Source organism: Psychrobacter sp. NG27, assembly GCF_016106655.1.
Taxonomy (GTDB): Bacteria; Pseudomonadota; Gammaproteobacteria; order Pseudomonadales; family Moraxellaceae; genus Psychrobacter.
This window is the reverse complement of record NZ_JADGIN010000002.1, coordinates 448,790-461,733: the sequence shown is the minus strand read 5'-3', so window position 1 is coordinate 461,733 and position 12,944 is coordinate 448,790. Positions and strand designations below refer to the sequence as shown.

Annotated in this window: 12 protein-coding genes; 6 read left to right on the top strand and 6 right to left on the bottom strand. The window is 42.5% G+C overall.

Annotated features, from left to right (window positions below; all coding sequences use genetic code 11):
- Positions 1-569: 569 nt before the first annotated feature.
- Both IP485_RS05395 and IP485_RS05390 read left to right on the top strand, forming a co-directional pair.
- Positions 570-2,261 carry an NAD+ synthase gene (locus tag IP485_RS05395; protein WP_194363606.1) on the top strand — a complete coding sequence of 564 codons (1,692 nt, stop codon included), beginning with the start codon at positions 570-572 and terminating at the stop codon, positions 2,259-2,261.
- Positions 2,262-2,514: 253 nt separating this feature from the next.
- A complete protein-coding gene (locus IP485_RS05390) occupies positions 2,515-3,789 on the top strand; it encodes a hemolysin family protein (protein ID WP_198326342.1) in 1,275 nt (424 codons plus the stop codon).
- Positions 3,790-3,933: 144 nt separating this feature from the next.
- Here the strand turns inward: IP485_RS05390 and IP485_RS05385 are convergent, their stop codons facing one another.
- Positions 3,934-4,662, bottom strand: coding sequence for a YggS family pyridoxal phosphate-dependent enzyme (locus tag IP485_RS05385; RefSeq protein WP_198326472.1), 729 nt, complete (start codon positions 4,660-4,662; stop codon positions 3,934-3,936).
- A 377-nt stretch (positions 4,663-5,039) separates the two neighbouring features.
- On the opposite strand from IP485_RS05385, the gene IP485_RS05380 reads away from it, so the two are divergent.
- Both IP485_RS05380 and IP485_RS05375 read left to right on the top strand, forming a co-directional pair.
- Entirely contained in the window at positions 5,040-6,095 is a 1,056-nt protein-coding gene (locus tag IP485_RS05380) for a type IV pilus twitching motility protein PilT (RefSeq protein WP_198326341.1), read from the top strand.
- Positions 6,096-6,219: 124 nt separating this feature from the next.
- Positions 6,220-7,341 carry a PilT/PilU family type 4a pilus ATPase gene (locus IP485_RS05375; RefSeq protein ID WP_198326340.1) on the top strand — a complete coding sequence of 374 codons (1,122 nt, stop codon included), beginning with the start codon at positions 6,220-6,222 and terminating at the stop codon, positions 7,339-7,341.
- Positions 7,342-7,523: 182 nt separating this feature from the next.
- Here the strand turns inward: IP485_RS05375 and fur are convergent, their stop codons facing one another.
- Entirely contained in the window at positions 7,524-7,958 is a 435-nt protein-coding gene (gene fur, locus IP485_RS05370; protein ID WP_194363602.1) for a ferric iron uptake transcriptional regulator, read from the bottom strand.
- A 326-nt stretch (positions 7,959-8,284) separates the two neighbouring features.
- Here fur and IP485_RS05365 point away from each other — a divergent pair, with 326 nt between their 5' ends.
- Positions 8,285-8,704, top strand: coding sequence for an outer membrane protein assembly factor BamE (locus IP485_RS05365; protein WP_198326339.1), 420 nt, complete (start codon positions 8,285-8,287; stop codon positions 8,702-8,704).
- Positions 8,705-8,730: 26 nt separating this feature from the next.
- Here IP485_RS05365 and IP485_RS05360 read toward each other — a convergent pair whose 3' ends face one another.
- The 4 genes from IP485_RS05360 to IP485_RS05345 all read right to left on the bottom strand — a co-directional run bounded on the left by IP485_RS05360 (position 8,731) and on the right by IP485_RS05345 (position 11,796).
- Entirely contained in the window at positions 8,731-9,093 is a 363-nt protein-coding gene (locus IP485_RS05360) for an RnfH family protein (RefSeq protein ID WP_320159116.1), read from the bottom strand.
- Positions 9,081-10,214 (bottom strand): hypothetical protein, encoded by a 1,134-nt coding sequence (locus tag IP485_RS05355; RefSeq protein ID WP_198326338.1) that lies wholly within the window; start codon positions 10,212-10,214, stop codon positions 9,081-9,083. Before IP485_RS05355 ends, IP485_RS05360 begins: the two co-directional genes overlap by 13 nt.
- A gap of 267 nt (positions 10,215-10,481) precedes the next feature.
- Positions 10,482-11,150 carry a c-type cytochrome gene (locus IP485_RS05350; RefSeq protein ID WP_197174652.1) on the bottom strand — a complete coding sequence of 223 codons (669 nt, stop codon included), beginning with the start codon at positions 11,148-11,150 and terminating at the stop codon, positions 10,482-10,484.
- Between the two features lie 310 nt (positions 11,151-11,460).
- Positions 11,461-11,796, bottom strand: coding sequence for a c-type cytochrome (locus IP485_RS05345; RefSeq protein ID WP_198326337.1), 336 nt, complete (start codon positions 11,794-11,796; stop codon positions 11,461-11,463).
- Between the two features lie 343 nt (positions 11,797-12,139).
- Here IP485_RS05345 and yihA point away from each other — a divergent pair, with 343 nt between their 5' ends.
- Entirely contained in the window at positions 12,140-12,910 is a 771-nt protein-coding gene (gene yihA, locus IP485_RS05340) for a ribosome biogenesis GTP-binding protein YihA/YsxC (RefSeq protein WP_198326336.1), read from the top strand.
- Positions 12,911-12,944: the final 34 nt, after the last annotated feature.

The window sequence follows — 12,944 nt, the reverse complement described above, 5'->3', positions numbered from 1 at the left end:
GCGACTTATATAACGCTATGTTGTAACCTTTACTTACAACTTTGTCTATGCAAGCTTACTAGATGATGACAATAATAACTAGCCTGTTATCCATGGATTTAGTGTGTAAAAATACTGCCACAAAAACTGCTTTTATGACTGACTATTAAACTGTTATCTTATAAGGGAATTCACTGGTGCGTTCTATTTGTCTCGACAATTGATGTTATACTAAAACCATTATTTTAAGCTTTTCAGTGTAGTCAAGCTTATCTAATCGTATTTATTTACGCTGTTGTAAAGACATTATATTGGTTGATAGGATTCCAAAACCCTCATTTATTGTCGTTTTTGAGACTATTATAAAAACCCATTTTGAAGATGGTACTTTTAACATTGTACTTATAAGACCGTACTCGTAACACTGTCATCTTAAAAACCACATAAAAGCGTATGCAGGTGTTAGGCTCCTCACATCGGTTCAATATTCGAACTTGATTTGTAAGGGCTGTTTTTTGAGTCAATTTTGGATTTACTTTAACCAACTTTATCCACCACATTTTAATAATATATCGATAGGAACAATAACAATGTCAAAAGACACTGATAACCCCAATCTAAACCCGTCAAGCGATACCAGCAAGACCAATAAACCACAAGACACTGTCACTTTTGCTTTAGCACAATCCCATTTTTTGGTCGGTGATATTGCCGCCAATGTCGAAAAAATGCGTACGTTAGCATTACAGGCCCGTGAGCAAGGCGCTGATGTCATTGTGTTTCCAGAATTGGCACTATTAGGCTATCCTCCTCAAGACTTATTACTCCGCCCTAGCTTATCAGGCCGCGTCAAAAGCGCCCTGTCTACGCTGAGTGATATCAACGATATCGTTATGATTGTCGGCTACCCTCATGTCGATCATCATGGTACGTTTAACTCTGCAGCTATCCTTCATAACGGCCATCAAAAAGGCTTTTACCATAAGCAAATTTTGCCAAACTATGGCGTCTTTGATGAGCGTCGTTATTTTGATAAAGGTCGTAATCAAGTTTTATTTGATTATAAAGGCATTACTATCGGCCTACTCATCTGCGAAGACTTATGGGAAAAAGCACCAATTGCTGAGCTCAAAAAACAAGGTGCTGACCTTATTGTCAGCTTAAATGCCTCGCCTTTTGAGATTGAAAAACAAGACAGTCGTAAAACCATGTTGGCCAAACGCAGCCGCGAAAACAAACTGCCTATCGTCTATGTCAACGCTGTTGGCGGCCAAGACGACTTGGTGTTTGATGGTGGTTCTATGGCGGTACAAGCTGATGGTAGCATCGCACATGAAGCACCGCGTTTTATGAATCAACTGTTACTGGCCACATTGGATGTCAAAACGGCGAAGTTCAACAACCAAACCAAAGCGCCTCTCAGCCTAAGCCGTGAGTCAGAGATGTATCAAGCATTGGTCGTCGGCCTGCGCGACTATGTCAATCATTCGGGATTCTCAGGCATCATCGTTGGATTATCAGGCGGTATTGATTCTGCATTGACGCTCTGTATCGCTGTTGACGCATTAGGCGCTGATAAAGTATATGCGGTCATGATGCCGTACGAGTATACGTCTCAAATCAGCCTAGAAGATGCACAAGCACAGGCGCGTCGACTCAACGTCTCTTATACTGTTTGTCCTATTTTTGATGCGGTTGAGGGCATTCGTCATACGCTAGCACCACTATTTAACAAGTCGCCTGCTGACACGACCGAAGAGAACATTCAAGCACGTGCGCGCGGTGTTATTTTGATGGCACTTTCCAATAAATTTGGTCATTTGGTCATCACCACTGGCAATAAATCAGAGTTGGCCGTTGGCTACTCAACGCTATACGGTGATATGGCGGGTGGTTTCGATGTCCTAAAAGATGTATACAAATCACAAGTTTACAAACTGGCAAGCTATCGCAACCGTTTAGAAGACACACCAGTTATTCCTGAACGAGTCATTACTCGTCCACCATCAGCTGAGCTACGCCCTGATCAAAAAGATCAAGACAGCCTGCCTGATTATGATATTTTGGATGGTATCTTGGCGTCTTATATCGATGGAGATATGGGCTATCAAGAAATTATCGATAAAGGCTTTGATGCAGAAATGGTCGAAAAAGTCATCAAGATGGTCGACAATAGCGAATATAAACGTCTGCAATCTCCTATTGGTACCAAAATTAGCCATAAAGCCTTTGGTCGCGAACGTCGCTACCCATTGGTTAATAAATGGTCAATAAAAGGCTAAATGCTAGTAAATTCTAGTTGCCTACTCACTTCTCTGGCTCAGGTTTATATAAGTCAGAAGTGAGTAGGTGCTGATTAGCTGGTACTACAAGAAGTCGAATGTTCATGATTAGCTGGGTGCTTGCCCAGCTTTTTTGGTTTTTATCTTTAATAATCTTTAATATGCTCTGATATTCAATATTTTTTCATTTATTACTTCTCTCTATTATTACCTTTGTCTTTTCATTATATCTATCTCTTTTTTCGAGTACGTCATGAGTTTGCTTACCGCTAGTGTTTTTCTTATTTTATTGCTTGCACTAAGTGCTTGTGTTTCTGCTTCTGAGATTGCTATTGCTGCCGGACGCAAAATTAAGCTACAGATCATGGCAAAAGAAGGAGATGTTCGCGCCTTTGATGTCCTAAAAATGCAGGAGCATCCTGGTAGCTTCATCACTGTGGTACAGGTGTTATTAAACGCAGTCGCTATTTCCGCCGGTGCCGTGGGCGAATCCGCCATCAGTCCTTATTTACAAAAACTATTCAATAGTGAAGCCGTGGCCTCGGTCATATCGTTTGTGCTCATTACTAGCCTGTTTTCTTTATTGGCCGACCTGATGCCCAGACGATTGGCCATGTCAGACAGTGAAGCCATCGCGGTACGGCTCGTGCGTCCAATGATGATATTGATTTTTGTGTTAAAGCCCGTCATTTGGGTGTTCGATGGGGCAGCAAATACCCTCTTTAAACTGCTTGGTATCTCCACCATTCGCCAAGACGATATGACACCAGAGGACATTTATGCCGTCATGGATGCTGGTGCTGAAGCGGGTGTGATAAAAAAGCAAGAACATCATTTGATAGAAAACATCTTCGATATGCAAGAACGTACGGTCACCTCAGTTATGAATCCACGCGAAAACATCGTGTATTTTGATACCAAGACCAGTACCGAAGAGGTGGTTCAAATCATGATTGAGCAACCACACAATAAATTTTTGGTCTGTCATGATGATGATTTAGAGCATATTATCGGTTATGTAGAGTCTCGAAGTTTTCTAGCGCTCGTTCTGAATCAGCAAAAAGTTGGCTTAACGGACAAAACCTTATTGAAACCGGCGCTGTTTGTGCCGGACACTTTGTCTTTGTTTGAAGTACTAGAGATGTTCAAATCTACTGGCGCTGACTTTGCGGTTATCGTCAATGAGTATGGCTTAGTGGTGGGCGTTATCACATTAAAGGATGTGATGAGTATTGTCATGGGAGAGCTTGTGACGCTTGAGGAGCAGCCTATTGTCCAGCGTACAGACAACTCTTGGCTGATCGATGGCATGACTCCTATTGAAGACGTGATTCGCGCATTGGATATCGTCGACTTACCACGCAGTCAGAATTATGAAACCATCAGCGGCTTTATGATGTATATGCTGCGCAAAATCCCAAAAAAGACCGATACTATCGAGTATGCCAATTATCGGTTTGAGATTATCGCGACTGACAATCTCAAAATTACTCAGATGCTGGTAACCAAATTAGACGAGCCTATCTGATTCATTAGTTAGACAGGCTATCTCTATGAGCTTGATCTACTGAAAGTAAACTTTGTATCTATTCGCTTAATTTCTCAGGTACTCTTAAGGCTAAGGTATTGCTTTATCACAATGTGATTGACCACGTCATAAAGAAGAAACGCCTTAGCTTCGTGTACCAAAGATAGCAGTGCCAACACGTACCATCGTCGAGCCATTGTCTATCGCCTCTGTCATATCACCACTCATTCCCATACTAAGCGTATCCCAAGCACTTAGCTCTGGGTGGTTCACTTTGACCTCCTCAAACAGCGCTTTGGTGCGAGCAAAAGCATCGGTATCTGCCTTGGCAGGTATAATCATCAGCCCACGCAACTGTAAGCGCTCATAGCCTTTGATCGCACTGATTATCTCTGGTAGCTGAGCCGGTAGACAGCCTGACTTACTATCCTCATCATCGATATTCAACTGAATCAGCACATTCAGCGGAGGCAAGTCTGTCGGGCGCTGGTCGTTCAAGCGTTTGGCAATAATATCGCGCTCAAGTGTTTGCACCCAATCAAAATGCTCGGCAATATCTCGGGTTTTATTACGCTGAATACTACCGATATAATGCCAAACGATGTCTTTGCCTTCAGGTTGCGTCTTTAAAGTAGTGATTTTCTCAATGGCTTCTTGTAGGTAGTTTTCCCCAAAGTGGCATTGCCCCTCTTTGGCTAATGTTGCCACCATCTCAGCAGATTTGGTTTTTGAAACAGCCAATAAGAGTCTGTTATCAATAGCGGCAACTGCTTTCTCAGGTGCCTGCTCATAAGCTTGCATCATTTGCTCTTTGACTCGCTGCCAATTTTCAATAAGTGTCAATTTATCGATATTCTTGTCTGTCTCTGTCATGTCTTTCATCTGTATCACTCTCAAAATTTATTCATTTTTTTAGCTGTTCTGTTGTAGTGCGCTTTATATATAAAAACACTTACTCATCAACAGTATGTCATCAATACCCAGTAAATGCTGTCTTGTACAAATAAATCTTATGAAAACTAATTTTGCATTTTGACTATATGGTAGATGGTTAAATCTCTACAGTCTTGTTATGATATTGTTACATGGTTTAACATTTGCCACTAAATGTGGTAGCAATGGTGAAGACTACATTGTATTCAAGGTCTCACCATACTAAGTTGGGCCTAGCAAAATAGTTCATTGATAGTCTACCACGTGCTCTTGTGCGCTTCTGTACTACCCTTACTGATTGATAGGAATATCTGATTATGGCTGAGAAAAACAATTTAAGCATCGAAGATTTATTGCGTTTTACGGTCAAACATAAGGCGTCAGATTTACATATTTCAGCCGGCATGCCAGCGATGATTCGTGTTGATGGTGAAATGACGCGTATCAATATGCCTTCAATGACCCATCAAGTGGTACATCAGCTTATTTATGACATCATGAATGATAAGCAACGGGCTGACTTTGAAGAGTTTTTTGAGACGGATTTTTCTTTTGAAATTCCAAATTTGGCACGTTTTCGTGTCAACGCCTTCAATCAGAACCGCGGTGCAGGTGCGGTGTTTCGTACCATTCCATCCAAAGTATTGACCATGGAAGATTTGGGCATGGGTGAGGTTTTCAGACGTGTCTCGGATTTCAAACGTGGTGTGGTACTGGTTACCGGTCCAACAGGTTCTGGTAAATCAACCACGCTCGCTGCCATGATCGATTATATCAATGAGAGCCGTAAAGAGCATATCTTGACCATTGAAGATCCGATTGAGTTTGTCCACGAATCCAAAAAGAGCCTGATCAACCAACGTGAAGTCCATCGTGACACATTAGGCTTTGAACCAGCGCTACGTTCAGCTCTACGCGAAGATCCAGATGTGATTTTGGTGGGTGAGCTGCGTGACCTTGAGACCATTCGCTTAGCACTGACGGCAGCTGAAACAGGACATTTGGTGTTTGGCACGCTACATACCAGTTCAGCGGCCAAAACCATTGACCGTGTCATCGACGTGTTCCCCGCTGCAGAAAAAGACATGATCCGTGCGATGCTGTCGGAGTCACTACAAGCCGTTATTTCACAAACTCTACTGAAACGTCAAGTGGGAGGACGTGTGGCAGCGCACGAAATCATGCTAGGCACACCTGCTATCCGTAACTTGATACGTGAAAATAAAATTGCTCAAATGTACTCTGCCATCCAAACTGGTGCAGGCGATGGCATGATCACGCTCGACCAAACCCTCAAAAACCTAGTAGCCAAAGGCACGATTAGTAAAGACGTTGCTCGCCCTTATGCCAAGCAGCCTGAGGCTTTTTTATAGCATTGGCATCAAAGATAGAGACCGTTTTAAATATTAGAAAAGACAAAATGGATTGTGTTTTACTATTAATTACTTTTATTCCCAATACGATTTTTGATCGACTGACGACACATGTAGGTACGATATGGACATTGATAAACTATTGCAGCTAATGATTAATAAGAATGGCTCTGACCTTTTTATTACAGCGGATGTAGCACCTTCCATGAAGGTAAATGGAAAAATTTTACCTGTTGGTAAAACGCCTCTGAGTGCCGAGCAAACGATGAGATTGGTTAAGGGTGTCATGACCCCAAGCCAGAGAACAGAGTTTGAAGAGACCAACGAGTGTCAGTTTGCTATCGCTGATGAAGCACAGCAAGCGCGGTTTCGAGTCAGTGCCTTTATACAGCGTGATATGGCAGGTATGATTTTACGGAAAATCGAAAACAAAATTCCAACTATGGAAGAATTACGCTTACCGCCGTCGCTCAAAGATTTATCTATGAAAAAACGGGGGATTATTTTATTGGTCGGGGCAACAGGTACCGGTAAATCGACGACGCTAGCCTCCATGATAGGGCACCGCAATCAGAACTCTCATGGTCATATTATTACCATAGAAGACCCCATTGAATTTATCCATAAGCATCGCGGCTGTATCATCACCCAACGCGAAGTCGGTATCGACACACATTCGTTTGAAGCGGGTCTAAAAAACACCCTACGCCAAGCCCCTGATGTGATCCTGATCGGCGAGATTCGTAATCGTGAGGTTATGAGCTATGCGATTCAATATGCAGAGACCGGTCACTTGGTGTTTGCCACTCTCCATGCCAATAATGCCAACCAAGCGATCGACCGTATCATTCACTTTTTTGAGACCAGTCGTCACAATCAGTTGTTTATGGATTTGTCATTGAACTTGCAGGCTATTATTGCTCAGCAGCTGATTCCGGCCCCTGATGGCAAAAGTCGACGTGCTGCTATTGAGATCTTATTAAACTCACAGCTGATTAGTGATTATATCCGCAAAGGTGAAGTGCACGAGATCAAAGACGTCATGACGCGCTCACGAGATAGTGGCATGCAAACCTTTGACCAAGCACTGTTTGATTTGTATGAGCAAGGAGAGATTACCTATAAAGAAGCCATTCTGCATGCGGACTCCCCTAACGACTTACGTCTCAAGATTAAACTGAGCAGCAAAAATGGTAATGCCAATTTAGATGAGGGTGCTGACAGCTTGTCATTAGATGTCAGCTAGACTACTGAGCTTGTCGCAGCCTTTTAGTAAAAACAATAAAAAGCCCTTATTATCAATAATGAGGGCTTTTTGCTATAAAAAGAAATTTAAGACATATGAGAGATAGTATCAGGAAAATAAATGACTTCACATGCTGTTTTAGCACTGTCTTTATATAGAGATGCCTCTGTCTAAAAGTGTCTCTATCTAGCACTGTCTCTACAGGCTTGATCGGCACAGATACCGTATAATACTAATGAATGGCCTGATAGTTTAAAGCCATGTTTTTCTGCTACTTTGAGCTGCTCTTCTTCAATTACCTCATTGTGAAACTCAATAATTTTGCCACAAACATCACAAACCAGATGGTCATGATGTTCTTCTTGGGTAATCTCAAACACAGATAGATTGTTTTCAAAGTTGTGACGCTCAACGATACCCGCTTGCTCGAACTGTGTAAGTACACGATATACCGTCGCTAATCCAACGTCTTCGCCTTGCTCGATTAGTGCTTTATAAACTTCTTCTGCACTCATATGATGCAGCTCTGCACTTTCAAGCAGCTCTAGAATTTTGATACGAGGTAACGTGACCTTTAACCCTGCTCTGCGTAAATCTTGATTGGTAAAAGAAGCCATAATATCCCTTTTGACTGTAACAGTCTTAATAAATAAAAACCCAAAAATATGAGATAAATAATCACTGATACTTGTTTTTTGACAAATATCACGTGTGTTCACGCCATCAAATCGACTGAGTCTGTGCCAGCATTTCTTTTATTATTTTCCAAGTTATCTCAATGCAAGCCCATGAATTTAAAATATAAATAACCCAATCGATTAAAGGGTGTTTGGTAAATAATGTCTTAAGTGGTAGGCAATTGCAAGTAAATGACGTATCATTTGTCCAAGATTGTCGGCCACACTCGCACCATCTAGATTCGGCCGCACCTAATTCATTTCTTATGAGTCATCTTACCATGATAAAGACATTAAATTTTCGTCCGTTAAGCCATGCAAGTACATTGCGCACCATTGCCATCACCAGTATGCTTAGCGCTACTGTCGCTATGTCTGGCTGCTCATTATTGAGTGTTTATAAGATTGATTTGCCGCAAGGCACGGCCATTACTCAAGTCCAAGCGCAAAAGCTGCAAGTGGGTATGAATCAGAACCAAGTGCTTTATATTTTGGGTAGCCCAGCGATCAAAGACACACTTGAACCTAAGCGCTGGGACTATATCTATGATTATAAAGCAGGAACAGAAGGTAGCCGCAAAGGCATTGCTGATGTTAAAAATGCTAGCCAGCATTTGGTGGTCTACTTTGATAATAATGGCTTGGTGACACGTGTTGAAGGCATGGAAAGCCTACCAGCCTCGTAACAAATCCTACTTATCAATCTAGCGACTCAACTGCGAGATTTGTTTTTGCGCTGAGACATCGGATCAGCGCTCAAACTGCGATACACTTCTATGCGATCAGATGGCTGTAATACATAGCTCAGCGGTTGTTTCTGCGCATAGATACCGACGTGCCAACGTTTGGCAGTTGGTGTGGCAATATCTATGACTTGCTCGCACCACCTTGCCAATTCTGCAAACTTCTCAAGCCATCCTGCTTGCACCAACGCTGCGTATAAGCTGGTACCATGGCTGACTTGTAAGGATAAATAATGCTGGCGCTGCTCGTCTTCAGCATATGCCAAATATACTGTCATCAGCGCACTCTGCTCAGCATATTGTGCCTTATTCACGTTCGTTAGCTCAACCACTGCATCACCCAGCCTATTAGTGCCAATATAAGTGCCAACGGAACAATCAAGCGTATCGCTATCCGCCACAGATTATAGAACGCTTCACTACCAAAATTCAGTGACTTACGTAAATGACTGATTTTCATCTGCCACCCTGTAAACACTGATAACAGTAGTACAGCAATGCTGCTAATAATAACCAAGAGACTGACTAGCCATGTTGTTGGAATCGCCATCACTAATAGCAAGGCTAAGGCAAACGTGATTATCAAGCTAACCAATAGCCCAAACTTATGCGTTAACTGTTGGGTACTATAATGTAATAAGTAACTGGCAACGAATAACACCCCTACCCAGTACAGCAATTGCCCAATCGGTGGTAATACCATACCACTGAGGAATAAAGCCACGACGCCTATCAGCAGCTGTAATATCCAAATCGGTAATACCAGCTTAGTAGCGCGATACTCACGAGTAGTAGCCCTGCTTTTTGCTTGTTGGCTATCGTCTGCGACTGCTGTGACGGTGTGCTTGCTGACTAAGTTTTGACCAAACCAATATAACCCTGTACCCGCACCAACACTGACCAATGCTAGGGCGACTGCGCGTGCCCATTCGGTCAAGCTAATACCCGTCATGGCAAAACCAATATGGGGTATACCATTGGCGATGCCCAGTAGTAGTCCTATGACCATGAGCCCAAGCCCAATAGGTAAAGGGGCGACGCCAAGCAAGCTCAGTAGTACCGTAATAACCATGAGGCCAGCTGCCACTGCAAAGCTAGGAATACTAGGTGCGCTATTGAGATCAGTCAACGCAGCTAAGATGCCTGTGCTGGCACCCGATATGACCAATGCAGCAATGGTAATAGACACCAATGCAGCAAGCCAGCCAAAGCTGCGCCATACTGGGCTTGCATCGGCTTCACGAGTCAGCTTTTGCATACCAGCGACAGGTCCCTCGACACTGCGATACGCCAATGCTATCTCAGCATAAACAACTGGCAGCGCGACCAATACCATTGCCACTAGCCATAGTAACCAAAAATCAATCTCGCCGATCGATGCTGGTGCAAACCAACGAAATAGCAGCAACGGTAATAATGCTGCGATAAAATAAGAAGCATAACGGATCATCATAATTTCAATCCAAACGATCTAAAGTAAATAACAACAATTTATAATTATACAGAGCAATGATTAACGCGTGTCATCATTAACCGCTGTAAATGAATTCATCTGCATGTTGCCTGATTAATAATTGTCTGCTTAATATAAGGGACATACAGTTATGAAAAAACCCCGAAATCGGGGTTTAGTAATTCAGACGTGATTCATATGCGATCTGGTAGTTAGTGGCTTTGCCGACAACATACGCACCAAATAGGTATCACCAAGGCTATTCAATTAATGAATGGCGCTCACATAGTCTGCCAAAATGCGAATATCATTGTCTGATAGTTTTGATGCGACCGTCTGCATCATGCCCATCTCGCCTTCCTTGGCAGCATCATTGACTCGTTTTTGATCATCGCTAGCGATATCATCAACACGCCCAGCGGCACGGAAAAGCTTTAGCTGAGTGGAGATGTACTGTGCATGCTGTCCGCCAAGCTTTGGAAATGCAGCCCAGGTGTTACCCGCAGCATCTGGACCATGGCAACCAGCACAACCAATCACACCGCGTGATTTATCACCACCTAGGAATAGCTTAGTGGCTGCTTGGTTGGTCGCAGGGTTGCCGTAACCGACACCCCAAGGCGCTTGGCTAGAATAATAGCCTGCCACATTGGCCAAATCTTGCTGAGACAAATTGGCAACCTGTGATTGCATGATACCGTTTTTGCGATAGCCTGCTTTAAAGTTGACCAACTGTTTGTAGAGATACTTTACATTTTGGCCGCCAAGGTTAGGCTGCGCAGGAACAATACTGACCCCATTAAGACCATGACAAGCAGCACAAACAGTTTCTGCAATTTTTTGACCTGCATTAACATCATACTCAGGAACAACAATAGCAGCTTGTACGCTGAAACTTGCAACGCATAAGCTGGCAGCAGCGATTAACTTTTTCATTGATACAAATCCTACTAGCTCGGTGTAAGCATTATCTAGAACGGTTGCACTAATAAGATACCCAGTAAAAGCGCCCTCTTTATTGAATAGGACGGATTATATTTTAGGCTCTTGCACACAAGCAGTCTGAAAGTACTTACTAATATCAGGGTTTATTTTCGATTATTATAGCAAGACTTTGTATCATTTGCCTACTTAATCGCAGTATCCATCAGTTTTCTAACAACATGCGTTACATTACCAAGCGAAAGCCGAAATCATATATAAACAATAAATCTGATGCTCTATAAAGGTATATTCAAGCGTTAAATTATTCACTCATGTATTCAATCAACTGGCGATAATCGTTGTCGCTGCACTTATTACATAGACCACCCGCTGGCATCTGCGGCATACCTGACTTCACGGATTTGATGAGGGTTGGCATGCTTTTTTGTTTGATAAGTTGCTGCCATTTTGCACTATCGCCTTTTTTGATGGCATTCAGCGCACCGCTATCATGACAAACAGCGCATGAGTTGTCGTAGGTCTTGGCAATATCAGCAGCACCTGCACTGCTTGCCATAGCACCACTAATCAGTACCGTAGCAACGCCCGCGGTGACAGCGCGATAGCTTTTGCTAAGCAGTTTATTGATTGCAAACATGGAGCACCTCCTCGTGATATTTCACGTGTCTAATCCATCGTTCTAATAAGTATCTCTTATCAAATATTGTAACAATATATGTCATTCAAATATAGGTAAATTGGATAAGGCTTTGTTAATGCCCAAAACTTGTGCTGATGAAGGCGCAATTTTAATGTTATCCTACTATTTATATGATGCTAATTGCAGTTATTTCAATAAGTAAGACAGGTAATGGTATAGAATAGCCGTTACTGTAAAATAGCTGCTTTTATAAGCTGTCTGATGTAGACCACTACCGTGAATTATCAGCTGATTAAAACGTTACAACTGTATCCAATTTTTTAAGATTAATGAGCCATTTATGAATACCCCGTTTACAGATGTTGCCGCCGAACATGCGGTGTTCAACACCAAATCCCGTCAAAAAATTCAGCAAACAGAATTTTTGATGTCAGCACCTACTTTTCGTCTTTGCCCACCTGATATGGGGCTAGAAGTTGCCTTTGCTGGCCGCTCAAATGCGGGCAAATCGTCTGCTATCAACGCCTTAACCAATCAGCGCCAACTGGCTCGCTCGTCTAAGACCCCTGGCCGTACGCAGATGATTAACTTTTTTAGTATCGGTGATAATGACCGAAGACTGGTCGATTTGCCTGGTTATGGCTACGCCGCCGTACCGCTTGAGATGAAAAAAGAATGGCAGGTAGAGCTAGAGGAATACCTAGTATCGCGCTCAAGTCTTGCAGGTTTGGTATTGATGACGGATATTCGCCATCCACTCAAATTCTTTGATGAGCAAATGCTACGCTGGGCAAATGATGGTGAACTGCCTGTTCATATCTTGTTGACTAAAGCAGACAAATTGAAATATGGTGCCTCTAAAAATGCATTGCTTAATACTCGTAAAAGACTAAAAGAGCTGGGATTGAACTGTAGCATTCAGCTATTTTCAGCACTCAGAAAAGAAGGTCTAGATGAATTGGCAGGTATTATGGGCAACTGGTATGAATACCAGCTTGAGGCCGACAAAATTATTGAGTCCTCTTTTGCGTTATTAGAAGGCGAAGAGTTAGAAGACGCTATTGAAAAAGACAGCGCTCAACAAGAAAGCACTCAAAAAGAAGACAAGTAGAGATCATAATCTTCTATTAAAAAACCTTCTATTA

What these genes read in the sequence shown, in the direction of transcription:
- IP485_RS05395 (WP_194363606.1), top strand. Translation starts at nt 570, where the DNA reads ATGTCAAAAGACACTGATAACCCCAATCTAAACCCGTCAAGCGATACC.
- IP485_RS05390 (WP_198326342.1), top strand. Translation starts at nt 2,515, where the DNA reads ATGAGTTTGCTTACCGCTAGTGTTTTTCTTATTTTATTGCTTGCACTA.
- IP485_RS05385 (WP_198326472.1), bottom strand. Translation starts at nt 4,662, where the DNA reads ATGACAGAGACAGACAAGAATATCGATAAATTGACACTTATTGAAAAT.
- IP485_RS05380 (WP_198326341.1), top strand. Translation starts at nt 5,040, where the DNA reads ATGGCTGAGAAAAACAATTTAAGCATCGAAGATTTATTGCGTTTTACG.
- IP485_RS05375 (WP_198326340.1), top strand. Translation starts at nt 6,220, where the DNA reads ATGGACATTGATAAACTATTGCAGCTAATGATTAATAAGAATGGCTCT.
- fur (WP_194363602.1), bottom strand. Translation starts at nt 7,958, where the DNA reads ATGGCTTCTTTTACCAATCAAGATTTACGCAGAGCAGGGTTAAAGGTC.
- IP485_RS05365 (WP_198326339.1), top strand. Translation starts at nt 8,285, where the DNA reads ATGAGTCATCTTACCATGATAAAGACATTAAATTTTCGTCCGTTAAGC.
- IP485_RS05355 (WP_198326338.1), bottom strand. Translation starts at nt 10,214, where the DNA reads ATGATGATCCGTTATGCTTCTTATTTTATCGCAGCATTATTACCGTTG.
- IP485_RS05350 (WP_197174652.1), bottom strand. Translation starts at nt 11,150, where the DNA reads ATGAAAAAGTTAATCGCTGCTGCCAGCTTATGCGTTGCAAGTTTCAGC.
- IP485_RS05345 (WP_198326337.1), bottom strand. Translation starts at nt 11,796, where the DNA reads ATGTTTGCAATCAATAAACTGCTTAGCAAAAGCTATCGCGCTGTCACC.
- yihA (WP_198326336.1), top strand. Translation starts at nt 12,140, where the DNA reads ATGAATACCCCGTTTACAGATGTTGCCGCCGAACATGCGGTGTTCAAC.